General features: G+C 63.1%; 21 protein-coding genes and 1 riboswitch. Of the genes, 5 read left to right on the top strand and 16 right to left on the bottom strand.

Annotated features, from left to right (window positions below):
- The first annotated feature begins 28 nt into the window (after positions 1–28).
- Positions 29–748: a Crp/Fnr family transcriptional regulator gene (locus C4N04_RS18765; RefSeq protein ID WP_106796741.1), complete on the top strand. Its 720-nt coding sequence runs from the start codon at positions 29–31 to the stop codon at positions 746–748.
- Positions 749–830: 82 nt separating this feature from the next.
- On the opposite strand, the gene C4N04_RS18760 is transcribed toward C4N04_RS18765, so the two are convergent.
- The 8 genes from C4N04_RS18760 to C4N04_RS18725 form a co-directional block, all read right to left on the bottom strand.
- A complete protein-coding gene (locus C4N04_RS18760; RefSeq protein WP_077989320.1) occupies positions 831–1,259 on the bottom strand; it encodes a L,D-transpeptidase in 429 nt (142 codons plus the stop codon).
- Between the two features lie 149 nt (positions 1,260–1,408).
- A complete protein-coding gene (locus C4N04_RS18755) occupies positions 1,409–1,609 on the bottom strand; it encodes a hypothetical protein (protein ID WP_077989321.1) in 201 nt (66 codons plus the stop codon).
- An 87-nt stretch (positions 1,610–1,696) separates the two neighbouring features.
- Positions 1,697–2,677 carry an adenosylcobinamide-phosphate synthase CbiB gene (gene cbiB, locus C4N04_RS18750; RefSeq protein WP_077989322.1) on the bottom strand — a complete coding sequence of 327 codons (981 nt, stop codon included), beginning with the start codon at positions 2,675–2,677 and terminating at the stop codon, positions 1,697–1,699.
- Entirely contained in the window at positions 2,674–3,759 is a 1,086-nt protein-coding gene (locus tag C4N04_RS18745; protein WP_097605288.1) for a threonine-phosphate decarboxylase, read from the bottom strand. Before C4N04_RS18745 ends, cbiB begins: the two co-directional genes overlap by 4 nt.
- A complete protein-coding gene (locus C4N04_RS18740) occupies positions 3,756–5,063 on the bottom strand; it encodes a cobyrinate a,c-diamide synthase (RefSeq protein WP_077989324.1) in 1,308 nt (435 codons plus the stop codon). The genes C4N04_RS18745 and C4N04_RS18740 overlap by 4 nt, the downstream gene beginning before the upstream one ends.
- Entirely contained in the window at positions 5,060–5,899 is an 840-nt protein-coding gene (gene cobA, locus C4N04_RS18735; protein ID WP_106796713.1) for a uroporphyrinogen-III C-methyltransferase, read from the bottom strand. The genes C4N04_RS18740 and cobA overlap by 4 nt, the downstream gene beginning before the upstream one ends.
- Positions 5,900–6,198: 299 nt before the next feature.
- Positions 6,199–7,149 (bottom strand): nucleoside hydrolase, encoded by a 951-nt coding sequence (locus tag C4N04_RS18730; RefSeq protein WP_106796712.1) that lies wholly within the window; start codon positions 7,147–7,149, stop codon positions 6,199–6,201.
- A gap of 69 nt (positions 7,150–7,218) precedes the next feature.
- The gene (locus C4N04_RS18725) at positions 7,219–7,638 is read right to left on the bottom strand and encodes a cobalamin biosynthesis protein (RefSeq protein ID WP_106796711.1); all 420 of its coding nucleotides are present in this window, start codon (positions 7,636–7,638) and stop codon (positions 7,219–7,221) included.
- A gap of 99 nt (positions 7,639–7,737) precedes the next feature.
- Between C4N04_RS18725 and C4N04_RS18720 the strand changes: the two genes are divergently transcribed.
- Positions 7,738–8,523 (top strand): TSUP family transporter, encoded by a 786-nt coding sequence (locus tag C4N04_RS18720; RefSeq protein ID WP_106796710.1) that lies wholly within the window; start codon positions 7,738–7,740, stop codon positions 8,521–8,523.
- A 23-nt stretch (positions 8,524–8,546) separates the two neighbouring features.
- Here the strand turns inward: C4N04_RS18720 and cobO are convergent, their stop codons facing one another.
- From cobO to cobU, 4 genes are read right to left on the bottom strand one after another with little or no spacing between them, the layout of a single operon-like run.
- Entirely contained in the window at positions 8,547–9,182 is a 636-nt protein-coding gene (gene cobO, locus C4N04_RS18715; protein WP_106796709.1) for a cob(I)yrinic acid a,c-diamide adenosyltransferase, read from the bottom strand.
- Positions 9,179–13,114: a cobaltochelatase subunit CobN gene (cobN, locus tag C4N04_RS18710; RefSeq protein ID WP_106796708.1), complete on the bottom strand. Its 3,936-nt coding sequence runs from the start codon at positions 13,112–13,114 to the stop codon at positions 9,179–9,181. The genes cobO and cobN overlap by 4 nt, the downstream gene beginning before the upstream one ends.
- Positions 13,115–13,117: 3 nt before the next feature.
- On the bottom strand, positions 13,118–14,164 hold the full coding sequence (cobW, locus tag C4N04_RS18705; protein WP_106796707.1) for a cobalamin biosynthesis protein CobW: 1,047 nt from the start codon (positions 14,162–14,164) through the stop codon (positions 13,118–13,120).
- A 6-nt stretch (positions 14,165–14,170) separates the two neighbouring features.
- Entirely contained in the window at positions 14,171–14,695 is a 525-nt protein-coding gene (gene cobU / locus C4N04_RS18700) for a bifunctional adenosylcobinamide kinase/adenosylcobinamide-phosphate guanylyltransferase (RefSeq protein WP_106796706.1), read from the bottom strand.
- A gap of 324 nt (positions 14,696–15,019) precedes the next feature.
- A riboswitch (cobalamin riboswitch) is annotated at positions 15,020–15,416 on the bottom strand.
- A 254-nt stretch (positions 15,417–15,670) separates the two neighbouring features.
- Between cobU and C4N04_RS18690 the strand changes: the two genes are divergently transcribed.
- Positions 15,671–17,461, top strand: coding sequence for a chloride channel protein (locus C4N04_RS18690; RefSeq protein ID WP_106796704.1), 1,791 nt, complete (start codon positions 15,671–15,673; stop codon positions 17,459–17,461).
- A 5-nt stretch (positions 17,462–17,466) separates the two neighbouring features.
- On the opposite strand, the gene C4N04_RS18685 is transcribed toward C4N04_RS18690, so the two are convergent.
- Together C4N04_RS18685 and C4N04_RS18680 are read right to left on the bottom strand one after the other, a co-directional pair.
- Positions 17,467–18,648 carry an adenylate/guanylate cyclase domain-containing protein gene (locus C4N04_RS18685; RefSeq protein ID WP_225881460.1) on the bottom strand — a complete coding sequence of 394 codons (1,182 nt, stop codon included), beginning with the start codon at positions 18,646–18,648 and terminating at the stop codon, positions 17,467–17,469.
- 177 nt (positions 18,649–18,825) lie between these two features.
- Positions 18,826–20,280 (bottom strand): cobyric acid synthase, encoded by a 1,455-nt coding sequence (locus C4N04_RS18680; protein ID WP_106796740.1) that lies wholly within the window; start codon positions 20,278–20,280, stop codon positions 18,826–18,828.
- Positions 20,281–20,913: 633 nt separating this feature from the next.
- On the opposite strand from C4N04_RS18680, the gene C4N04_RS18675 reads away from it, so the two are divergent.
- Positions 20,914–21,915, top strand: a complete 1,002-nt coding sequence (locus C4N04_RS18675) for a glycine betaine ABC transporter substrate-binding protein (protein ID WP_199852481.1) — start codon at positions 20,914–20,916, stop codon at positions 21,913–21,915.
- A gap of 33 nt (positions 21,916–21,948) precedes the next feature.
- Entirely contained in the window at positions 21,949–22,299 is a 351-nt protein-coding gene (locus tag C4N04_RS18670; RefSeq protein ID WP_009994696.1) for a hypothetical protein, read from the top strand.
- Between the two features lie 96 nt (positions 22,300–22,395).
- On the opposite strand, the gene C4N04_RS18665 is transcribed toward C4N04_RS18670, so the two are convergent.
- Both C4N04_RS18665 and C4N04_RS18660 read right to left on the bottom strand, forming a co-directional pair.
- Complete coding sequence (locus C4N04_RS18665) at positions 22,396–22,551, bottom strand: hypothetical protein (RefSeq protein WP_003560194.1); 156 nt, start codon at positions 22,549–22,551, stop codon at positions 22,396–22,398.
- Positions 22,552–22,650: 99 nt separating this feature from the next.
- Entirely contained in the window at positions 22,651–23,592 is a 942-nt protein-coding gene (locus C4N04_RS18660) for a LysR family transcriptional regulator (RefSeq protein ID WP_170961533.1), read from the bottom strand.
- Positions 23,593–23,652: the final 60 nt, after the last annotated feature.

Genomic DNA, 23,652 nt, shown 5'->3' with positions numbered 1-23,652 from the left:
TGCGCCGGATTTTCGAAGGGATCAGGACATGGACATCGCACGCAGTGAGGTTTTCGAGGCCGGCACGCCCATCGCGTGCCGCTCCTGCCAGGCGCGGCACGGCGTCGTCTGCGGCGCCTTGTCGAACGCCCAGGTGAAGGAGCTAAACCGCCACTCCCTGCGCCGCAAGGTCGAAGCCGGGTCGGAGATCATTGCCCAAGGCTCGGAGAGCTCATTCTACTCGAACATCATGCGCGGCGTGGTCAAGCTCTGCAAGATGATGCCGGATGGGCGCCAGCAGATCGTCGGCCTGCAGTTCGCTCCCGATTTCGTCGGCAGGCCCTTCGTGCGTGAAAGCACGCTGTCGGCCGAAGCGGCCACCGATGCCGAAATCTGTGTCTTCCCGCGCAACCTGCTCGACCGCATGATAGCGGAGACGCCGGAGCTGCAGCGCAGCCTGCACGATCAGGCGCTCAACGAGCTGGATGCGGCGCGCGAATGGATGCTGACGCTCGGCCGCCGCACGGCGGAGGAGAAGGTCGCAAGTCTGCTCCATCTCATCGCCACCCATGCCGAGCCGCAGACCGCCATCAGCGCCGCCTTCGACCTGCCGCTGTCGCGCGCCGAAATCGCCGATTTTCTCGGGCTGACGATCGAAACCGTGAGCCGGCAGATGACCAGACTGCGCAAGCGGGGTGTCATCCTGATCGAGAACTCCAGACATATCGTCGTTCCGGATATGGATGAGCTGGAGAAGATCAGCGCGTAAGGCGATCAGACGCCGAATTCGGGTTCAGGCGCTGATCCGGGATCGGCGCGTAACGAGATCGGACGCCGAATTCAGGTTCAGATCAGCGCGTGATGACCACCCGGGTATTGGCGAGACCTGCCTGCCGCGCCAGCGAAAAGAACTCCGCCGCATTGTCGGGATGCAGGCGAACGCAGCCATGCGAGGCCGGCCTGCCGAGACGCTTCAGATCGAAGGTGGCGTGAACGGCGTAACCACCGTTGAAAAATACGGCGTAAGGCATCGGCGCGTTGTCGTATTTGCGGGAGCGGTGATCGCGTGACAGCCATTTGGCGCTCCACGAGCCGGTCGGCGTGACATAACCGTTGCGCGCGGTCGAAACCTTCCAGCGATACTTGACGAAACCGTTCTCGGTGACGGTCATCGTCTGCTTGCCGATGCTGATATTGGCAACCAGCGTTGCTGCCTCAGCCACAACCGGAGAAAACTGCAGCAATAAACTTGCGGCCGCGGCCGCAAAAATCGTCTTCATGATAACCCCTCTTCGCACCCGCGCGTTTGATTGCGCCCTCACGACAGAGAGACTACGACGATACTTATTATATAGCTTTAACCCGAATGGTAATCACAATTCTAACGAGCGAAAGCGTGACCGAGACGCCGCAAGGGGGCGGCGCTTGTTCACTGAAGCTTACGCGCCGCCGACGGCCGCTTGAGCTGCTGATAGGCCTTGTTCATCTTCTCGCGGATCGAGGCCATCGTCCCGAGATTATGGCCGCACGCCGCGCAGCTGATGATGTCGGTCTCCCGGATCTCGGGGCGCTCGAATTTCATCTTGGTGCTCTTGCACTTCGGGCACGGCAATTCAACCTGGACTGTCATTGCTCTTTTCCGGTTTGATGGAGATAGGAGGCGCTTCGAATAAACCTTTGCGGCGGGAGTGTCCACTGCGGTGCCTCACGGCACATCCTACAAGAAACATAAAAACAATCCGAAGATCAGACCGGTAAGCACCATGCAGCTGGCATAGAACACCGACACACCGTCCTCGATATCGCCGGCGGTGGCAACGTCCCGGCCGGCGTTGTTGATCATCGGCTCAGTCACGATGACACCGCCATAGATGCGCGGACCGGCGAGCTGGACGTTGAGAGCACCGGCCATTGCCGCCTCCGGCCGGCCGGAATTCGGCGAGCGGTGCAGGCCACCGTCGCGCATCGCCACCCGGATCGCCTCGCGGCAGGGGCTCATGCCGCGCCGGATCCAGGCGCCGGCGGCGATCAATAGGACGGAGAGCCGGGCGGCCGGCCAGTTGGCGATATCGTCCAGCCGAGCCGCGGCCCAGCCGAAATCGATGTATTTTTCCGACCTGTGGCCGATCATCGAATCCGCCGTGTTCAGCATCTTGTAAGCGAGCAGGCCCGGCAACCCGAGGACGGCATACCAAAGGGCCGGCGCCACGACGCCGTCGGAGAAATTTTCTGCAAGGCTTTCGATCGCCGCGCGGCAGACGGCCGGCTCGTCGAGTGTCTCCGGATCGCGCCCGACGATGCGGGAGACGGCGTTCCGGCCGCCGGCAAGCCCCTCGCCGCGCAAGGCCGTAGCGACGGCCGCGACATGATCGGCCAGGCTCTTTTGCGCCAAGAAGATCGCCACCAGCCCGGCCTCCAGCACGAGGCCGGCAAGGCCGAAGAGCGCGAAAAACCGGTCGAACACGAAGCCTGCAGCGATCGACAACACAAGCAGCGCCAGGATCGCCGCAACGCCGTTCATCCGGCGCTGAGAGCCCGTGAGGCTTGAGGGATTGAGCTGCTGATCGGCGTAAGAGATCGCCGCGCCGAAGATGACGACGGGATGCGGCACCCGCGACCACAGCCATTGCGGATCGCCGACGATCCGGTCGAGCAGCAGCGCCAGAAGCAGCACGAGGAGGTTTTCGTCGATCATCATCGCTCAAATCCTTGAAGGGCTGCGCCAAGCCGTCTGTCCGCCGCCGCATCGGGCGTCAACCCGAAACGCAGCCAATCCGGCGCATAATCGAACTTGCGGACGAGAATATGATGCCGGCAAAGATGCGTGTAAATGTCGCTCGCCCTGGGATCGGCGACAAGCGTGAACAACGCCGTTCCCCCCCTGCTCCGCAACCCGGCAGCGCTTAGTGCCGCCTGCAGCGCGCCGCTGCGTTCATCGAGAGAGCGGCGGATCGCAGCCACATCCGAACCAAGCAGCGAGGCGGCAAGCGACAGCGCCGGGCCGGAGACCGCCCAGGGGCCAAGCCAGTCCTCGAACCGCGCGAGAATATCCTCGCGCGCGATTGCAAAACCGAGCCGCAGGCCGGCAAGCCCGAAGAACTTGCCGAACGAACGGAAGATTATCAGGTTGGGAAGGTCTTGCGCGCGGGCTGCGAGGCTCAGCGCCGGATCGGCATCCCCGAAAGCCTCGTCGACAACAAGCAGTCCGTTTGCCGATTTCATCCTGTCGTGCAGAGCTGCCAACGCTTCGGCCGGCCATACCCGCCCGTCGGGATTGTTCGGATTGACGACAACGGCAAGCCGATATTGGCCGCCGATCGCAGCGATATCGTCGACCGCGTCGACGGCAAAACCGGCCGAGGCGAAGGCGCGCGCATATTCGCCATAAGTCGGCGACACCACGGCAATCCTATTGTCCGTCACGGCGATTTTATCGTCCGTCACGGCGACTTTGTCGTCCGTCACGGCGACCCTATCATCCGTCACAGCGAACTGGCGTCCCCGTCGAAGCAGGCGCGGCAGAAGCTGAATCACCGATTGCGTGCCCGGCACCGGCAGCGGCAGTATCTCGCCGCTGCCATAGTAATGCCGCGCCGCCCGCCTTGCCTCGTCGACCAGATAGCTGTCCGGCAGACGGTGCCAGGCCCTTGTCGGGATCTCCGGCAGGGCGAGCGGGCATGGATTGATGCCGGTGGAAAGGTCGAGCCAGTTCTCTGGCCTGCCGCCAAAAGCGGCGGCTGCGGCGGTGATGCCGCCGCCATGGGCGATCGGCGCGCTCACCCGGCCGCTCTCGCAAGGTCGATCAGATGCATGTAGGAGCCCGCCACCTGGCCGCGCCGGAGCCCGACAGCACCGAGATCAGTGCCGAGCGCATCTTGCGCTGTAAACAGCCGCTTTCCCTCCCCCTCGGAGACGACTGTTGAATAGTGGAATTCATGCGCCGTCATGGTCCGCGCGAAGAAGGCGCCGTCAAGCGGGGTCACACGGCGATAGCCGAGATGGCGCCGGCGCTTGGCATAGCTGGTGACAACAGGCAGCAGGCCGAGCATTTCGTGGCGCCTGCCCTCCGCATCGATCAGCCCATCGCCCAGCACCATGTAGCCGCCACACTCACCATAGATCCGGATGCCGCGCGACGCCGCATCGAGCATGCCGGCGCGGAAATTCTGCGCTTGGGAAAGCCGCCCGGCATGCAGCTCGGGATAACCGCCCGGAAGATAGATCGCATCGGCATCAGCGGCCGGCGCCTCGTCGGCAAGCGGCGAGAAAAAGGAGATATCCGCCCCGCGCCGCCGCCAGCCAAGCAGCATATGCTCATAGGAAAAGGCGAAGGCGACATCGCGCGCCACGGCAACCCGGGCGCCGATCGGCATCAGTCGGTCGATATTGGCCGCCGACGGCCGGTTGAGGCCCTGCCTTGCGATGCGCAGCAGAAATTCGAAATTGCACTCCTCGGAAACGGCGTCCGCCGCATGGTCGATGAAATTCTTGAGGGTGGCATGTTCGCCGGCCTGGACGAGGCCGAGATGACGTTCCGGCAAGGCCAGCGCCTTGTCGCTGCCGATCACCGCGATAACAGGCATGCGAATCGCTTCGAGCGCCTGACGCAGCATCGCCTCGTGCCGCTCGCTGCCGACCTTGTTGAGGATGACGCCGGCAACGCGCACATCGGCGCGGAAACCGGCAAAACCTGATACCAGCGGCGCCACGGACTGCGACATGCGCGAGGCATCGACGACGAGCACGACGGAAAGACCGAGCTGGGCGGCAAGATCGGCCGCGGTCCCCTTCCCGTCAGCCGCCCCGTCGAACAGCCCCATCATCGCCTCGACGACGAGAATGCGGTCACCGGAACGGTGCAGCGTGGCATTGGCAGAGATCAGCTCCGGGCGCATCGCCCAGGGATCGAAATTCAGGCAGGGCGTGCCGTTTGCCGCCGCATGGAAGGCGGGATCGATGTAGTCGGGCCCGGCCTTTCCCGGCGCGACCGCGACGCCGCGCCGGCGAAGCGCCCTCAGCAGCCCAAGCGTTACCGTCGTCTTGCCGGCGCCGGAGGAAGGGGCTGCGATCAGGAGGCCGCTCATGCCGTCACCTTGCCGGAGCGCCCAAAAGGATCGGGCTGCAGCCGGCTGCCTGCAAGGGCGCCGAGCCAGTCGAGCGAAGCCCGCAGCCGCACCACTTCACCGACCACGACGATCGCCGGCGGCTCGAGCCCGGAGGCTTCAGCTGCATCGGTCGCTTCGCCGAGCGTCGTCTCCAGCACCTGTTGCGCGCCGGTCGCCGCGTTGCAGACGAAAGCCACCGGCTCGGACGCCGGGCGGCCCGACGCCATCAGATTGGCGCTGATCTGGGCGATATGCTTCATCGCCATATACATGACGATGACGGGAGAACCCTTGCCGATCGCTTCCCAATTGATCGCATCGGGCACGATCCCGGAGGAATCATGGCCGGTGAGAAAGGTCACGGCATGATTGATCTCCCGATGCGTCACCGGAATGCCGGCATAGGCAAGCCCGCCGATACCGGCGGTAATGCCCGGTACGATGCGGAAGGGGATGTTGTGCTCGACCAGCGTCAGCGCCTCTTCCCCGCCCCGCCCGAAGACGAAGGGATCGCCGCCCTTCAGCCGCAGCACCCGCTTGCCGGCGCGCGCCAGCTCCACCAGCCGGAGCGAAATATCCCGCTGCTTGGCAGACGGCTTGCCGCCGCGTTTTCCGGCATATTCCAGTTCCGCCCCTGGCCGTGCGAGCTTCAGACAGTCCTCGTTGACCAGCGCGTCGTGCACGACCACATCCGCCTCCGCCAATCCCTTGGCGGCAAGCAGCGTCAACAGCCCGGGATCGCCGGGACCGGCGCCGACGAGCCAGACACTGCCCGGCTCCAGCGCCGGCAAATGTGAGAATGCGCTGTTCATCATTTTGTTGATCTAGGCCCACCAAGGATCAAGGTCAACGCCGCCCGCGCCACCTCACTTGAAGTTGCTGAGTTGACGATGATTCACTTTGCGAGGAGGCGGATTCGAATTCTCGGGAAATCCGGACAAGGCTATGAATGTTATAATGAATAACGCTCACCTCCCGCGCGTCGTCATCCTCGGCCTTGTGCCGAGGATCTGCTGCCCTATCGACCGGAAGCAGATGCTCCGGACAGGCCCGAGCATGACGAAAGAGGCGTTGGCGGCCCTTGTCAGCAGGCTGTAACCGACCTTCTACCGTATCAAGCCCGAAGCAACGTATCGCGGATCAGATCGATCACCTTTTCAGACTCGATTCCCGTAGCGACGATCTGGCTCGGCAGGCCGTCCCAGTCGCCCGGCGGGAAACGGCGGCCGTCCGGTTTGATCACCGTCTGGCCATCGGCAATGCCGCCGCAGACGACGCGAACTGCACCGGTGATGGTGGTGAAAAGCTCAGGCGCCACGAGGTAAACGGCAGCGCAGCTGTCATGCACCATCATGCCGTCATCGACCGCATGGCTGTAAAAATCGATGTAATGCTGCGACAGCCCGTCGAGCAGCTTCACCGCCGCGTCGCCCTTGGCCGCCATTGCGCCGAGATAGCTGCGTCTCATCGTGGTGATCGAGGTGACGTCGAGGCCGATGACGACCACCTTCCACGGCGCCGTCATGACGATGTCTGCCGCCTCCGGATCGCCGTGAATATTGGCTTCGGCGACCGGCGAGACATTGCCCGGCACATAGAAATTGCCGCCCATGATGACAACGTCCTTCACCAGGCCGGCGATCTCGGGGTCTTCCTTCAGCGCCATCGCCAGATTGGTCATCCGGCCGACGGCCACCAGCCTGACCTCGCCGGGATTGGCCCGTACCGTGTCGATGATGAAGCGGTGCGCCGGCCGGGGATCGAGCGGCAGGTCGATCGTGTGCGGCACCTCGATATTGCCGAGGCCGTTATCGCCATGCACCATGGCCGGCCATTCCCGCTCGGCGCGCGCCGCATCGATGGTCACGCTCGCGCCCTTGGCGACGGGTGCCTGAATATCCCACTCGCGCTTGAGGAAAAGCGCATTGCGCGTCGTCGTCTCGACCGAGGCATTGCCGAAAACGGTGGTGATGCCGATCACATCGATCTCGGGATGGCGGTGCAGGAAAAGAAGCGCCATGGCGTCGTCAACGCCCGGGTCAGTGTCATAAATGACCTTGTGCATGATTGTCCTCTAGATATGAATCGCTGAGCTGCCGGTTGGCGCCGCGAGTTGCCGCCAACATAACGACCGTCAGGGTTTCTGCAACCCGATGCGGGCAATCGCCGCTGTCGCATGCGCGGATTTGATCTTGCCGAGCACCAGTTCGGCATCCGCGCCGATCGCCGCAAGTGCGGCCGATTCCGCCACGCCATGGCAGCCGACGCGGGCAAAGACGATGGCGGAGGGATTTTTGAGCCGCGGCGTTTCCTCCTCCAGCCGCAGTGCATCGAAGAACACGGCAGGGACGCCAAAATGCGCCGCAACGGCAAGGATCGCCGCTTCTTGCCCGCGGCTGTCGATGGAAGCGATGGCAGCAAGCTCCGTCCCGCCGATGCCGGCCGCTATCAGCGCCTCGCCGGCAAGCGCCAGCACTTCCGCAGATGGCGTGCCGCGCTCGCAGCCGAGCCCGAGCACATATCGCCTCGCCCTATCGAAAGAAATATCACTCATGGAAGCCGTCGAATGCACCGCCGCTGTGTCCTCGCAGCCATTGCAGCTCGGCGGGGGAAATGCAACAAGATCGGCTGAACGCTCTTCTGGAATAGCCCCTTGCCTGACATCGCCCTCCATCTGCTGCTGCTGCTCTGCGCGGCTGCCTTCTTTGCCGGTTTCGTCGATGCCATCGCCGGCGGCGGCGGCCTCATCACCGTCCCCGCCATGCTGATTGCCGGCATTCCGCCGCTACAGACGCTCGGCACCAACAAGGTGCAGTCGATCTTCGGCTCCGCCTCGGCAACACTCGCCTATGCCCGCAACGGCCATGTGCAGTTGCACGAACAGCTGCCGATGGCGCTGATGGCCGTGATGGGTGGGGCGATCGGGGCTGCCCTTGCCACCATCGTGCCCGGACAGGTGCTGCAGGCGATCATGCCGGTGCTGCTCGTGGCGATCGCGATATTCTTTGCCGTCAAACCGAACCTCAACGATCTCGACAAACACCGGATCATCACGCCTTTCGTCTTCGGCCTGACCTTGGTGCCGGCCATCGGCTTTTATGACGGCGTCTTCGGTCCCGGCACCGGTTCCTTCTTCATGCTCGCCTTCGTCACCCTCGCCGGCTTCGGCGTGCTGAAGGCCACCGCCCACACCAAGCTTCTCAATTTCGGCTCGAACCTCGGCGCGCTGATCGTCTTTGCGAGCTTCGGCGCGATCCTCTGGAAAATCGGCCTGCTGATGGGTGTTTGCCAGTTCCTCGGCGCCCAACTCGGCTCACGGCTCGCCATGCGTATCGGCGCAAAGCTCATCAAGCCGCTGCTCGTCATCGTCTGCGTCGCTCTCGCGGTAAAGCTGCTTGCAGATCCCGCGAACCCGCTGCGCGTCTGGCTCGGCGTCTAACCGCAGAGCCATCCCCAGGCGCCTCAGAATTCTACGCCCGCCTGGCCTTTAATGCCGGAGCGGAATGGATGTTTGACGAGTTCCATTTCGGTTACAAGATCGGCGATCTCGATTAGTTCGTCCTTGGCGTTGCGGCCTGTCAGCACGACATGCGTCATGGCCGGCTTCTCGCTTTTCAGAAAGGCAACGACTTCGTTGATGTCGAGATAGTCGTAGCGGAGCGCGATGTTGATCTCGTCGAGCAGCACCATCGAATTGCGCTCGTCGCGGATCAGCTCCTTGGCCTTTTCCCAGGCGGCCGAGGCGGCTGCAACGTCGCGGGCGCGGTCCTGCGTTTCCCAGGTAAAGCCCTCGCCCATCGTGTGAAACTGGCAGAGATCGGAGAAATGCTTCTCGATCAGATCGCGTTCGCCGGTCCACATCGCCCCCTTGATGAACTGGACAACGGCCGATGGCTTGCCGTGGGCGATATGGCGGAAGATCATGCCGAAGGCGGCCGACGACTTCCCCTTGCCCTTGCCGGTATGGACGATGATCAGCCCCTTGCCGTCCGTCTTTGTCGCCATGATCTTGTCGCGTGCAGCCTTTTTCTTCGCCATCTTCTCGGCGTGGCGTGCATCATCCTTGGCCGCTTCGTTTTCCGGAGTTTCGTCGTTCATCGGTGCACCTCATTCAGTTGCGTGGCGGCTAAGTCGAACCGGGCCGAATTGCTGCGCGGCGTCCAGAACTCGCGGTCGATCGCCTCGCGCAGCCGCTCCTTCATCTCGTCGAATGCCGCAGGGTTCTTCTCGACCATGAAATCACGCACGGCGGGATCGGCGACGTAAGCCTGATAGACCGCTTCGAAGTGATGTGCGCCGACCGCCCCCGTCGTCGCCGCGAAGGCGAAGAGATAGTCGACAGTGGCGGCGATTTCGGCCGCTCCCTTGTAGCCGTGGCGCATGACGCCTGATATCCATTTCGGATTGACCACGCGCCCGCGCACCACCCGGCCGATCTCTTCCTCCAGCGAACGGATCACCGGCCGCTCGGGTCTCGAATGATCATTATGATAGATTGCGGGACGCGCGCCGCTAAGCGACTCGGCCGCAGCCGCCATACCACCCTCGAACTGGTAATAGTCGTCGCTGTCGAGCAGGTCATGCTCGCGGTTGTCCTGGTTCTGAATGACGGCTTGCACAGATCGTAGCCGCTCCTCGAACAAGCCGCGTTCGGCCTTGCCCTCCTCGCCGGCGCCGTAGGCATAGCTGCCCCAGACGAGATAGGCTTCGGCAAGATCGGCACGCCGCTCCCAGCCCTTTTCGTCGATCAGCGCCTGCAACCCGGCGCCGTAAGCGCCGGGTTTCGAGCCGAAAACCCGATAACCCGCCCGCCGTTTCGCCGAGGCGGCGTCGAGACCGGCGGCCGCAAGCCTTGCCGCTTCGCCGCGCATGCGCGCTGCGACCGGATTGTCGGCATCGTCCTCTTCCAGCGCGCCGACGGCGCGAACCGCCTTGTCGAACAAGGCGATCTGCTCGGGAAACGCGTCGCGAAAGAAGCCGGAAATTCTCAGCGTCACGTCAACGCGAGGCCGCCCAAGCACCGCCTGCGGGACGATCTCATAGCCGGAGACCCGCCGCGAGCTCATATCCCAGAGCGGCTTGACGCCGATCAGCGCCAGCGCCTGGGCGATATCGTCGCCGCCGGTGCGCATGTTCGACGTGCCCCAGGCCGTCAGACCGAAGGAAACGGGCCATTCTCCATGATCCTGCACATAGCGGCGGATTAGCAGTTCTGCCGATTTCCTGCCGAGTTCATAAGCCGCCGGCGTCGGCACGGCGCGGCTGTCGACCGAGTAAAAATTGCGGCCAGTCGGCAGCACATCGGGCCGCCCGCGTGTCGGCGCGCCGGAGGGACCGGGGGCCACGAAATGGCCGTCGAGGCCGGCAAGCAGGCCTGAGATCTCCGCCGGGCCGCAGGCAAGGATCGAGGGCTTGAGACGGGTCTCGACCTCGGAGAGCACCGCCTGCGTCGCCGTCCATTCCGCAGGACAGGCAATCTCGCCGGAGACGAGCTTGGCCGCCAGCAGTTCGATGCGCTCGACGGTGTCTCCGCTGGTCCGCCAGGGGGCATCCATAATGTCGGCGAGAATCTGAGGGCGTGGGCCGGTCCAGGAAGCGGCCATGTCGCAGTCGAGTGGGTCAAAAGAAGACCCCTCCCCAACCCCTCCCCACAGGTGGGAGGGGCTTACCGTCGCACTTGCGGCAACCTCTCCGACCAAAGCTGATGGTGGGACGGCGCGCCCAGCAAGCCCCTCCCCCTTGTGGGGAGGGGTTGGGGCGGGGTTTTGAAGCACATCCCCAGCAATCGCCCGCTGCAAACTCGCATCCCCACCCTCGCCCAGCCCGCGCGGCACTCGTGCCAGTGCCACGGTCAGATCCGTCAGCAGCCGCCCTTCCGGCGACACCCCGAACACATGCAGCCCGTCGCGGATCTGCATTTCCTTGAGGTCGCAGAGATAAGCGTCGAGCTTCTTCAGCGCCTCGCCTTCGTTTTCGCCGCTGATTATGCCGGCATCCCGGTCGAGGCCGATATCGGTGACAAGATCGAGGATCTGCCGGCTGAGCAGGCGGATGCGGCGGGGATCGCCGCCGGAGGCCTCGTAATATTCGTCGACAAGCGCTTCCAGATCTTTCAGCGGCCCATAGCTCTCGGCGCGCGTCAAAGGCGGCGTCAGGTGATCGATGATAACGGCGGTAGCCCGCCGTTTGGCCTGTGTGCCCTCGCCCGGATCGTTGACGATGAAGGGATAAAGATGCGGCAGCGGTCCGAGGATGGCCTCGGGATAACAGTTCTCCGACAGCGCCAGCGCCTTGCCCGGCAGCCATTCGAGATTGCCGTGTTTGCCCATGTGGATGACGGCGTCGGCGCCAAATTCGCGGCGCAGGAAAGCGTAGAAGGCAAGATAACCGTGCGGCGGCACGAGGTCCGGCGAATGGTAGCTTTCCTTCGGATCGATGTTATAGCCGCGCGCCGGCTGAATGCCGACGAGGACGCCGCCGAAGCGGGCGAAAGGCAGAGCGAAGACGCCCTCGCGAAAATACGGATCTTTCTCGGGATCGCCCCAGCGAGCCCTCACCTCATCCTGAATCTGATTGGGAAGAGACGCCAGGAAGCTGTTGTAACGACTCAGGGATAACGTCTCGCGGATCACTCGGCCGTCATGCCCTGAATTGGTCGGCCCCTGCATCAGATGCCTGATCAGCGCGTCGCCGTCGGCCGGAATATCGGCGGCTGAATAACCCGCTGCTTTCATCGCCCGCAGCACCTCAATGCTGCCGGCCGGCGTATCCAGACCAACCCCGTTGCCGAGCCGGCCGTCGCGATTCGGATAATTCGCCATGACAAGGGCGATGCGCCGGTCACGCGCCGGTGTGGCGCGCAGCCGCGCCCAATTGGCGGCGAGTTCCGCCGTATAGCGCACCCGACCGGCGTCCGGTTCGCTGGCGACGATGTTGGTCTCGACCGCCGCATCGTAACGCGCCGCCGTCTTGAAGGAGACCGCCCGCGCCAGCACCCGACCGTCGACCTCGGGCAGCGCCACGTTCATGCCGAGATCGCGCGCAGACAGGCCTTGCGAGGAGGCCGCCCATGCGTCCCGCGACGAGGCCGACAGGATCGCCTGCAGCACGACCGCGCCATTCGCCTCCAGCACCGTCGGCTGCCGATCGGCGCCGGGTGCCGAGACCGCAAAACCGGTCGTGTTGATCACGACCTCGGGTTTCAGCGCCGAAAATACGCTTTCGAGAATGCCTGTGGAGACAGGATCCTTGAGGCTGTAGGCAAATACCGGCAGCGGCCGAAGACCAAGTGCCCGCAAGGCTTCGATCAGCGCTTCTACTGGTTTGGTTTCGCCGCTCTGCACAAGCGCGCGGTAGAAGCTGATGGCGACGACGGGGGATGTTGTGGGTTCGAGTTCCACCTTCTCCGTCCCACGCTCGGCGGCCGAAGGTGGCGCAACATGCGAACCGGCAACCCGCCGCCATTCCTCCACCCCGATCAGCCCCCGTCCCGGCCACCAGATGCCGGCCTTCATCAAAGGCACCGCCGGCGCCGGCTTCTGCGCGCCCGACAGCATCGCACCGGCATAATCGAGAAAGGCGCGTGCATTGGCATCGCCGCCCTCGATCAGATAGGTCCAGAGGGCATTGAGATCATCGAGCCCGATGTTGGAAAACGGAGTCAGCCCCGCATCCGGCCTGGCGTCACCCGGCAGCACTGCAACCAGCGCGCCGCTGCGGGCCGCACAAGCATGCAGCGCCTCCAGCGCATAGTGGAAATAGCTGGCGCCGCCCAGCGCGCGCACGATGATGAGCTTGGCGTGCCGCGCCGTGCGCTCGACATAGGTATCGACCGACATCGGATGCTTGAGGCTCATCAGGCTGGCGAGCCGCAGCGAATGCGGCCCACCGCAGGCGCGATGGGCGGCCGCGATCGCCGCCAGCTCGCTGTCGGCCGCCGACAGGAACAGGATCTCGCCCGGGGTCTGCCCGAGGTCGATCGCCTCCTCGCCGTCGCTGATCGTTCCCTGCTGGGCCAGAAGCAGATGCATCGATTACGCCAGCGCCTCGATCGCCGTCCTCACGGCGTCCTCATCCATCTCGTGCAGGCCGATGACGACGAGGCGCGTGGCGCGCCTTTCATCGGCTGCCCAGGTACGATCGAAATAGTGATCGATGCGGCTGCCGACCGCCTGAAGCTGCAGGCGCATCGGCTTCCCGGAAACGTCGACAAAGCCCTTGAGGCGCAGCACGTCATGGGCTGATATGATCGCCTTCAACTGTTCAACGAAGCCGGCAACATCGGCGATCGGGCCAAGCTCGACGACGAAGCTGTCGAATTCATCGTGATCGTGCGGCGCGCCGTCCTCATGCTCCAACTCGTGGTGCGACTTGCGGTTGGCCAGATCATTCTCCGTGCCGATGCCGAGGCCGAGCAGGATGCCGGCCGGCACCTCGCCGTTTCTCGCCTCGATCATCACGGGCCTGCGCTGGGTGCGGGACGCGACCTCGTCGCGCACGCGGCCGAGGCCCGCCACATCGATCAGGTCGGTCTTGTTGAGCACGATCAGATCGGCGCAGGTCAGCTGATCCTCGAACAGCTCCTCGATCGGACTCTCGTGATCGAGCGATTCGTCCTCGCTGCGGGCCGCCTCGACGGCATCGTGGTCGTCGGCGAAACGGCCGGCAGCAACAGCAGCGCTGTCGACCACCGTGATGACGCCGTCGACGGTCACCTGGGTGCGGATGTCAGGCCAGTTGAAGGCGGCGACCAGCGGCTGCGGCAAGGCGAGGCCCGAGGTTTCGATGACGATATGGTCGGGCCGCTGTTCACGCTCGAGCAGCTTTGTCATCGTCGGAATGAAATCGTCGGCAACGGTGCAGCAGATGCAGCCATTGGTCAGCTCGATGATATCGTCCTCGCTGCAGTTTTCGGCCCCGCAGCCCTTCAGCACGTCGCCATCGACGCCGAGATCGCCGAACTCGTTGATGATGAGCGCGATTTTTTTGCCGCCGGCATTGGTGAGCAGGTTGCGGATCATCGTCGTCTTGCCGGCACCAAGAAAGCCGGTGATGACGGTTGCGGGAATCTTCTGGTTCATGAAACTTCAACCCTTCATTTTCAGCGGCAGGCCTGCCGCGATGAAATAAACTTCGGCGGCTTTCGCCGCGATCAACTGGTGCAATCGGCCGGCATGATCGCGAAAATCCCGCGCCATGCGATTGTCCGGCACGATGCCGAGGCCGACCTCGTTGGAGACGAAGACCAGCCGCGCCTTTGCTCGCGCCACGAAATCCCCAAGCGCGGCAAACTCCGCTGCCATGTCCCGCTCTTCCATCATCAGGTTGGTGACCCAGAGCGTTAGGCAGTCGATGAGCACCACACGGTCCTCGCCGTCGATGGCGGCGAGCTTGCCGACAAGATCGAGCGGCTCCTCATGCGTGGTCCAAGACGGGCCGCGGTCGGCCTTGTGGTGGGCAATGCGCGCCCGCATCTCCTCGTCCCACGCCCGGCCGGTCGCGAGATAGTGGCGATCAAGGCCGGTCGAAACGACGAGGGATTCGGCGAATTGCGATTTGCCTGAGCGGGCGCCGCCGAGGATGAAGACGGTGGTGAATGGGGCAGTCGTCATGAGCAAACGGTCCCTTTGCTGGAGGCGGCATCCCACCTTCTGCCCTCATTCCTGTGCTTGTCACAGGAATCCAGCAACGGCGCGTCGGCGCCGTGAATGACTCTATTTGACGTAATAATTCTCCTGTGCCCAAAGACTTGGGCACGCTGGATTCCTGGGACAAGCACAGGAATGAGGGAGGAGAGGTAAGCGCCTTGCAAGAGCCTAGCGTCAGCAAGCCTCGAAACGGCACCAGTTGATCGCGCCGCACCAGGCAGCGCCGAATTCATTCGTTCAGCCAAAACAACCTCCGTGCTGGCAGCGGGCCACTTGCCCAGGGTGGGCTTTTCGCCCGGCACGGAAGGCAGGTCTCCTGGCTCGCGGTTATCGGCCGCGATCGGGGCGGACCGGAAAACCGGTCGCCCCTGATCGTGCCAGCGGATCCGCCTCGCCTTCCCGGCTGCATCGGTGAAAAGGTGGACGATTCGTAGAGATGGAGGCGTCCGACCCCGGTTGATCACCATGCATTTCCAGTGGCTTTTCCGGCATGCGCTCCTTCCGCCCGCCTGCACCATTGCAGGCTGCCGGCCGAAAGAGCTCGATGCCGGATGGAAGACCCTGACCGCTCTACAGTCGCGGGGTCGGCTGTGATGAAGGCGCCCGGCTTGGGTCCGCCCCGTCACATTCCCTTTTCATCCGGAAAGGCAACTGCCGATCCGGAACCATCCGTTATGTCGGGATGGCAAAACGACCATCCGTTGAGGGATGGTTAGGCAAGCCAGGGGATGGAGTCAACGGCCTTGGTGTGACGGCGACGATGGCCGGTCGGAGGAGGATCTCGCATAAAAACGACTTATCCTAGATAAAAAGTCGTCTTATATCAGAGACTTACGTCATAAAAATTTATCCCGCGCGCCGGCTTTTCGCCGCAATTGCGTTGCAAGCGGACGGCACCGCCGCCCTTGACCGGGCCTCTCCCCGCCTAGTTGTCTAGCCATGCTTATGAAATTGGATCGGCGCCGCCTGCGCGCGCTGCGTGTTTTCTTCGATCCGGGCCGGGTGCGTGCGCTGACCCGCCGCAGCGAAGTCGGCCTGTCGCTGGCGGGCGCCGTCGTCGGCATCGCCTCCGGGCTCGCCGTCACCGGCATGAGCTTCGTCTCCAACGAACTGCACCAGCTGGTTTTCGGCATCGCCGACAGCGAAAGATTGAGTTCGTCGGTGATCGACGACAAGATGCTGCTGCTGACTGCCCCCGTGATCGGCGGTGTCCTGCTCGGCTTGCTTCTTTTCGTGCTGGCAAAACGGCGCAAGAAGCCGATGGTCGACCCCATCGAGGCCAATGCGCTGCATGGCGGCCGTCTCTCCCTGACCGACAGCATCATCGTCGCCGTCCAGAACCTGATCTCCAACGGCTTCGGCGCCTCAGTCGGCCTGGAGGCCGGCTATACCCAGCTTGCCGCCGGCATTGCCTCCAAGTTTGGCCTGAAGCTGCAGCTGCGCCGCTCGGATCTGCGCATTCTCGTCGGCTGCGGCGCAGCCGGCGCCATCGCCGCCGCGTTCAACGCGCCGCTGACCGGCGCCTTCTACGCCTTCGAACTGATTATCGGCACCTACACGATCGTCTCGCTGACCCCGGTCGTCGTCTCCGCCCTCGTTTCCACCCTCATCGCGAGATTGCTTGCCGAAGGCGATTTCACCATCGATATCGGCAGCTTCGGCTCGGTCGTGCCGGCCGATTATGTCCCGGCGCTGCTGCTCGGCGTCTTCTGCGCCGGCGTTGGCATTCTTCTCATGCAGGGCGTGGCCTTCGTCGAGGAGCTTGCGCGCAAAAGCTCGATCGCCCCGCCCTTTCGCCCGGCGCTCGGCGGCATCATCGTCGGACTTCTCGCGATGATCTCGCCGCAGGTGCTATCGGCCGGTCACGGCGCACTGCACCTCAACCTTTCCCGCGACGTGACGATGCCGTCGCTGATCAGCCTCTTTCTGCTGAAATCGCTGGCCTCGGCAATTTCGATCGGTTCCGGCTTCAGGGGCGGCCTGTTTTTCGCCTCGCTGTTCATGGGCGCCCTGCTCGGCAAGCTCTTTGCCTATTGCGGTCCCTATTTCGCCGATGCGACGCTGACGCCGGTCATCTACGCCGTGGTCGGGATGAGTTCGCTCGCCGTCGCTGTCATCGGCGGACCGCTGACGATGACCTTCCTGGCGCTCGAGATCACCGGCGATTTTCCGATCACGGCGCTGGTGCTTGCCGCCGTCATCACCTCCTCGCTCGTCGTGCGCTCGACCTTCGGTTATTCCTTCGCCACATGGCGCTTCCATCTGCGCGGCGAAAGCATCCGCAGCGCCCATGACGTCGGCTGGATCCGCAACCTGACGGTGGACAAGCTGATGCGCGCCGACGTCAAGACCGCAAAGGCGGGCATCTCCTTGGAGGAGTTCAAGAAGGCCTTCCCCATCGGCTCGACCCAGCGTGTCATTCTCGTCGAGGAAAACGACAAATATGCCGGGCTCGTGCTGGTGCCGGAGATCTACGCCAACCCGACCGATGTTCAGGACGAGAGCCAGACGCTTGCCGATTTCGTCCGCTACCGCAATGACTTCCTGCAGCCGCAGATGAATGCCAGGCAGGCGGCGGCGATCTTCGACAAGAGCGAAAGCGAAGCGCTCGCCGTCGTCAACAATCTGATCGAGCGCAAGGTGGTCGGCCAGCTTAGCGAAAGCCACACGCTGCGCCGTTACAGCGAAGAACTCGATCGCCGCCGCCGCGAAGTATCGGGCGAGATTTAGGTGCCTTATGAGGCGGCGCCGGCAAGCCTGAAAACGTCGGCCGCCTTCGACACGCCGCGCAGCTCGAAAGATCCGAGATAGTCACAGGGCACGGCACAGGTCGTCGCGAAGCTCGCTGACAGCAGCAGGGGCTGCTCAAGCATCCCGCACAGCTTTTCCAGCCGCGAAGCCTCGTTTACCGCTCTGCCGATCACCGTGAAGTCCAGCCTGCCGTGAGCGCCGACATTTCCGTAGAAAACTTCCCCGAGATGCAAGACGACATCGATGCCGATATCCGGGCCGCCGTGGCGCGTGCGCTCCCGATTGAGCTCTTCGTTTGCCTTCAGCAGATTCTGAGCCGAAGCTAGCGCCGCCTTGCAGGCCTTTTGCGGGTCCTCGGCCTCTGTTGGAAAGATCGCCAGCACGCTGTCGCCCATGAATTTGAGGATCTCGCCGGAATTTTCCTCGACATGCCGGTCGATCAGCTCGAAATGCTCGTTGAGAAACCCGACGATCTCTGCGGGCTGGAATACCTCGGTCAGCGCGGTGAAATTGCGCAGGTCGGCAATCAGGATCGCTGCATCGATGGAGCCGCCCATTCCCCTGCGGGTTTCCCCCGCAAGGATACGCGCGCTCGTTCTGGCGCCGGTATAGACCGCAAGGATTTCGGTTGCGGTCTTCGACACCGCGACACGGTAGGCCGCCAGCCCCAGAGCCGGCAACAGCTCCTGGATGATCGCCAGCTGGTCGTCGGAAAATCCGCCGGGCGCATCGCTGGTGAGCGAAAAGCCCAGTCCGCGTAACGCGACCTCCTTCGGGAATTCGAAAATGCTAATGACGTGATCCGTGCCGCCGGCAAGCGCGAATTCGTGAAGCTCGGCATACTCAAGCCCCTCGCCTTTCGCCAGGTTCCATCGCCCGGTTTTTTCGTCGCGGCTCAAAAGGTGAAAGATCGGCGTCTTCTCGAAGCTGCGTTCCGTCTCACTGCCATGCTCGGCATTCTCGAGAACGATTGCACCGCCCCGCTCGAAATTGGCGGCGACGCCACGATACATGGGATGGAGGGAAGGCATTCTGATGCTCGCACGCCAGATCGGAACGCCGTCTGCAATCAGCCGGTCGCATAAACCGGCGACGAGATCGCCAATATGCTCACAGGTGATTCCCTGCTCGATAAGCCACTGAATATGATCGTTAATTTTTTGCATCTCCGAATGAGGGCGACAAAGTGAAGGAATCTTTCCGCCGTCGGGCCTGCTGCGCCTAACTCGCCGGACAGACGATGAAAGAGCGAAATCGCGCTTCTTATTCATTAGCCTGCTTGATGTCGCGATGCTACTCCCGGTCGAGTGAAAGTGATGCGCAATTCGGCCGCACCGCTGCGGCTAACCGAGCAGCCCCGCCAGCCAGTGCGGATCGAGGTGACGCTCCAATGCCAAGGCGATCTCGTCGAGCGCCTGCTCGACGCTGTCACGGTAATTCCGCCGCTCGCCGGATAGGCCGAAGCTCTGAAGCAGCCGGGCGCGATAGGCGTCGCTGCCGAAGAGCCCATGCAGATAGGTGCCCATGATCCGCCCGTCGGTCGACAGCGCTCCATCGGGCGCGCCGTCGACGATCGCCGAGGGCCGAACGCAATCCGGGCCGCGGGTGACGCCGAGATGGATCTGGTAGCCGGCGAGCGGTACGTCGTATTCGGTCGAACGGGCCTGGCTGTTGCGCACCGTCTTCTCAGGCGCCATCTCGGTCTCGACGTCGAGCAGCGCAAGCCCCGCCGCCTCGCTCGTCCCGCCTTCGATGCCGAGCGGATCGCGTACCGTGCGACCGAGCATCTGGTAACCGCCGCAAATGCCGATCACCCGGCCACCGCGCCGGACATGCGCCGCAAGATCGCGGTCCCAGCCTTGAACCCTGAGATCGGCGAGATCCGAAATCGTCGATTTCGAGCCGGGAAGAATGATCAGGCTCGCATCGACAGGTAGCCGCTCGCCTGATCGCACGAAGACCAGTTCGACATCCGGCTCCGCTCTCAACGGATCGAGATCGTCGAAATTGGCAATGCGCGGCAGCATCGGCACGGCGATTTTCAGCGCGCCCGTCCCGCTCCTCACCAGCCGTTCGAGCACGACCGAATCTTCGGCCGGCAGGCGCGCGGCATCCGGCAGCCACGGCACGATGCCGAAGCAGGGCCAGCCGGTGAAGCCCCGGATGGCGTGGATGCCATCGGTAAACAACGAGACGTCGCCGCGAAACTTGTTGATGATATAGCCGGCGATCATCGCTCGATCGCGGCCATCGAGAATCGCGTGCGTGCCGACCAGCGAGGCGATGACGCCACCGCGGTCGATATCGCCGACGAGCACGACGGGCACGCCCGCCTTGGTCGCAAAGCCCATATTGGCGATATCGCCGGCTCTGAGATTGATTTCGGCCGGCGAGCCGGCGCCCTCGATGACGACGAGGTCGGCTCCGGCAGCCACTGTTTCGAAGCTCTCGAGCACGGCGCCGAGCAGGCGCGGCTTCAACCGCTGATAATCCCGCCCCTTCGCCTGTCCGAACACGCTGCCCTGCACGATGATCTGGCTGCCGTTTTCCGATTGCGGCTTGAGCAGCACCGGATTCATATGCACCGAGGACGGCGTGCGGGCGGCCAATGACTGCAGCCATTGCGCTCGGCCGATCTCGCCGCCGTCGTCGGCAACCGCCGCATTGTTCGACATGTTCTGAGGCTTGAACGGCCGGACCGCCAGTCCGCGATTGGCCGCCAGCCGACAGAGACCCGCGACCAGCACCGTCTTTCCGACATCCGAGCCGGTTCCCTGCAGCATGATCGCTCTTGCCATGGCCATCGCCTTTCGTTGCGGCGAGGCCTACAATGGCGGCCGATCCTGGGTCAAGGCGTGATCTGCCCAGGCAAAACGCGAAAACCGCGCATGGCCTTGGCTCTGCGCGGCTTGCCGAAAACTCAGGCGTCTTCGCCCCTACACGGCGAAGCTCGCTTTCTCCGGTACGCACTACCTGAACCGGAGAAGCAGCGGTCGTTGCCGCTACGACCTCACTGATAGCGGCACATTCTTACCGGAGAGTTATTGAAGACTTACGCAAATGTTAATTTTGACTTTTTTCAGCAGTGCCGGCGAATTTTCTTCTGAAAACCCATCTGCGGTCGCGAGTCCATCGGCGGCGCCATTTTCGGCCCATTTGACATAAATTCTTCGAATTCAATCATTTAGTCTCGCAACCATGAGCAAAATGCGGTTGATTTCTGCGGGCGAACGCGTAGGCTTGATCAAAATGCGCCATTGTTGAACATGACCTGCGATCCGCCGCCGAAGCCGCAAGGATGAACGGCGTCCGTGAACAGGATGGCCTGTTGCGGCATCGCCGGCAGGCATCCTCCCTTTCGGGCGCACCAAAGCTTTGCAGATAATTTTTTTGGGACCCAGCGGCGCGTCCCAGCAAAGTAAATTCGGGGAATGACGATGAAGACGCTTCTGATATCGGCCGTCTTTACCGCGGCTTTTTCCATTGCTGCGCCGGCTGCCGCCGAAGATTGCGGCCAGGTGTCCATCGCCGAGATGAAATGGGCCTCGGCCGGCATTGCGGCAAATTTCGATAAGATCATTCTGGAAAGGGGCTATGGCTGCTCCGTCACCATCGTCGCCGGCGACACATTGCCGACCTTCGCCTCGATGAATGAAAAAGGCACGCCCGACATCGCCTCGGAATACTGGATCAATTCCGTCAGGGCCTTGCTCGATCAGGCCGTCAAAACCGGCCGGCTGGTGCAAGGCGCCGAGATCCTCGCCGACGGCGCCGTCGAGGGCTGGTTCATCCCGAAATTCATTGCCGACGCCAATCCCGACATCCGCTCTGTCGAGGACGCGCTAAGACATCCTGAGCTTTTTCCGGCCGAAGACGATACATCCAAGGGTGCAATCTACAATTGCCCGGCCGACTGGAGCTGCCACATATCGACCACCAACCTTTTCAGGGCGCTTGCCGCGGACAAGAAGGGCTTCGAGCTCGTCGAGACCGGCAGTCCGGAACGGCTCGACGCGTCGATCGCCCGCGCCTTCGAGAACAAGGTCGGCTGGCTCGGCTATTGCTGGGCGCCGACCGCCATCCTCGGCAAATACGACATGACGCGTCTGAGCTTCGGCGTCGGCCATAACAAAAGCGAATGGGACGGCTGCACCGCCGTTGCCGGCTGCACCAGGCCGCAGCTCAATTCCTACCCGGTCTCGCGCGCTTTCACGCTTATGACCAGATCCTTCGCCACCCGCTCCGGGCCTGTCACGGCCTATCTCAAGGCTCGCAAATGGGACAACGCGACGATCAACCAAGTGCTCGCCTGGCAGGACGAAAACCGCGAAAGCAACGAGGATGCCGCGATCCACTTCCTGCGCAATTACGAGAATCTTTGGTCGAAATGGGTGCCGGCCGATATAGCCGAGAAGATCAAGGCGAGCTTATAACCGCGGGAGACGATCAACGACCGGACGATTCGAATGACAGCCAGCGTTCCCTTTCCCGACCGCGATACCGTTGCGGAGAAGCTCGCCGCGCTGTCGGAGCCCGATAAATCCTACCTGACGCTTCTCATGGAGAATGCCGCCCAGGACGACAATCTGCTTGACGGCCTGCGCCGCCACCTCGATCTTGCCGCGGGATCGCCTTTCCTGAACTCGCTGAAGCTCGAAAATCTCGGATTGTGGCTCGGAACCCAGGCGCCGGACCGATTGCAAATCCGGCTGATGGAAACGGCCCGCTCCAGCCAGCACCCCGCCTATCAAGCCTTCCGGACCGGGCTCGGCCGATCCGGGGGCCTAGAAAGGGCACATCCCCCGGCCACTCGTTAAAGTGGTCCGGACCCCGGCCCGGTCCCGGCCGTTTGACAGAATGGTCCGGCTTTAGGCGTCAGCCAGCCTCATCAGCCCGGCAAACCTACCTACCGCTTACTTCTTCGCAGCGCGATCAACCGAGCGGCCGGCATCCTGCGTGGCATTCACTGTGTTTGCCGTGTCCTTCCCTATGCCGCGGATCGTGTTGCCGCAGGAGGAAAGAGCAAGAAGAACCATGAAGGCTGCGGCAATTTTGGCCGTTGTCGTCATTTCGAATATCCTTGTTTGAAATCAACCCCGAACGGCTGTCATGCCGTTCGCGCCGATAACGCACAAGGGAACAAAAGGTTCAACCGCTGAAAGACATCCTTAGGCGGCGACCGCCTTCGCTCTTTCGGCAAAAGCGCCGCGGATGCTATCGGCTACCGTCTCGATCGGGCCTGACAGCTGCGCGGCGGTCAGCAGCCGGATATCGAAGGAGCCGAGCTCCGGCAGCCCCTCCTGAAGTCCGAGGATCGCCATGTCCTCGCTGACATAGGAGAGCGGCAGCGGCGCGATGGCGAGATCGGAGAGCACGGCGGCGCGCTGCGCCATCGTGTGGCCGCTGAGATAGGCGACCCGATAAGGCCGCTTGTTGCGTTCGAGCTGGGCGAGAGCCTCCTGCCGCCAGATGCAGCCGTCCTCCCAGATCGAGATCGGCAGGGGATCGCGGCGATGCGCCGACCCGCAGCGGGCGCCGGCCCAAACCAGCCGCTCGCGGAACACCACCTCGCCGCCTGTCGGGAACGGCCGCGTGGCGCAGTTGATCAGCGCCAGGTCGAGCCGCTGCTCCTCCATGCGCTTCTTGAGGCCAACGCTCATGTCGATCGTCACATCGACCATGATGCCAGGATAGCTTTCGGCAAAGCTCTTCAGGATTCTCGGCAGCAGCCGCTCGCCGATATCCTCCGGGGCGCCGAGCCTGACGACGCCGGTCAGCTCCGGCATGATGAAGCGCGACACCGCCTCGTTCGACAGCGCCAGTATGTTGCGGGCGTAGGAGAGTAGCATCTCGCCATGACGTGTCAGCGTCACCGAGCGGGCGTCGCGCAAAAACAACGTCGCGCCGAGTTGCTCCTCGAGCTTCTTGATCTGCATGGAAACCGCCGACGGCGTGCGGAAGACAGCCTCGGCGGCAGTGGAAAAATTGCCCGTCTCGGCGATGGCGACGAAAGTGCGCAACACATCGTTGTCAAGCAAAGGAATGGGACGGCGAAAGGGTAGGCTCATCGTCGCATCTTTCAATTTTTCTGATTTATAACCCAATATCATTTTGTTTGATTGAATGTCAATCGCTCCGCATAGTCTGTGTATCGGAACTGATGCAGCAAA

It is taken from the genome of Rhizobium sp. H4 (assembly GCF_003013335.1).
In the GTDB taxonomy this organism is placed as follows: Bacteria; Pseudomonadota; Alphaproteobacteria; order Rhizobiales; family Rhizobiaceae; genus Rhizobium; species Rhizobium sophoriradicis.
Note: the sequence above shows the minus strand (reverse complement) of the source record. Positions and strands in the feature narration are given on the sequence as shown.

Coding starts and splice junctions, on each gene's coding strand:
- C4N04_RS18765 (WP_106796741.1), top strand. CDS start 29: ATGGACATCGCACGCAGTGAGGTTTTCGAGGCCGGCACGCCCATCGCG.
- C4N04_RS18760 (WP_077989320.1), bottom strand. CDS start 1,259: ATGAAGACGATTTTTGCGGCCGCGGCCGCAAGTTTATTGCTGCAGTTT.
- C4N04_RS18755 (WP_077989321.1), bottom strand. CDS start 1,609: ATGACAGTCCAGGTTGAATTGCCGTGCCCGAAGTGCAAGAGCACCAAG.
- cbiB (WP_077989322.1), bottom strand. CDS start 2,677: ATGATGATCGACGAAAACCTCCTCGTGCTGCTTCTGGCGCTGCTGCTC.
- C4N04_RS18740 (WP_077989324.1), bottom strand. CDS start 5,063: ATGAGCGGCCTCCTGATCGCAGCCCCTTCCTCCGGCGCCGGCAAGACG.
- cobA (WP_106796713.1), bottom strand. CDS start 5,899: ATGATGAACAGCGCATTCTCACATTTGCCGGCGCTGGAGCCGGGCAGT.
- C4N04_RS18730 (WP_106796712.1), bottom strand. CDS start 7,149: ATGCACAAGGTCATTTATGACACTGACCCGGGCGTTGACGACGCCATG.
- C4N04_RS18725 (WP_106796711.1), bottom strand. CDS start 7,638: ATGAGTGATATTTCTTTCGATAGGGCGAGGCGATATGTGCTCGGGCTC.
- cobO (WP_106796709.1), bottom strand. CDS start 9,182: ATGAACGACGAAACTCCGGAAAACGAAGCGGCCAAGGATGATGCACGC.
- cobN (WP_106796708.1), bottom strand. CDS start 13,114: ATGCATCTGCTTCTGGCCCAGCAGGGAACGATCAGCGACGGCGAGGAG.
- cobW (WP_106796707.1), bottom strand. CDS start 14,164: ATGAACCAGAAGATTCCCGCAACCGTCATCACCGGCTTTCTTGGTGCC.
- cobU (WP_106796706.1), bottom strand. CDS start 14,695: ATGACGACTGCCCCATTCACCACCGTCTTCATCCTCGGCGGCGCCCGC.
- C4N04_RS18690 (WP_106796704.1), top strand. CDS start 15,671: ATGCTTATGAAATTGGATCGGCGCCGCCTGCGCGCGCTGCGTGTTTTC.
- C4N04_RS18685 (WP_225881460.1), bottom strand. CDS start 18,648: ATGCAAAAAATTAACGATCATATTCAGTGGCTTATCGAGCAGGGAATC.
- C4N04_RS18680 (WP_106796740.1), bottom strand. CDS start 20,280: ATGGCAAGAGCGATCATGCTGCAGGGAACCGGCTCGGATGTCGGAAAG.
- C4N04_RS18675 (WP_199852481.1), top strand. CDS start 20,914: ATGACGATGAAGACGCTTCTGATATCGGCCGTCTTTACCGCGGCTTTT.
- C4N04_RS18670 (WP_009994696.1), top strand. CDS start 21,949: ATGACAGCCAGCGTTCCCTTTCCCGACCGCGATACCGTTGCGGAGAAG.
- C4N04_RS18665 (WP_003560194.1), bottom strand. CDS start 22,551: ATGACGACAACGGCCAAAATTGCCGCAGCCTTCATGGTTCTTCTTGCT.
- C4N04_RS18660 (WP_170961533.1), bottom strand. CDS start 23,592: ATGATATTGGGTTATAAATCAGAAAAATTGAAAGATGCGACGATGAGC.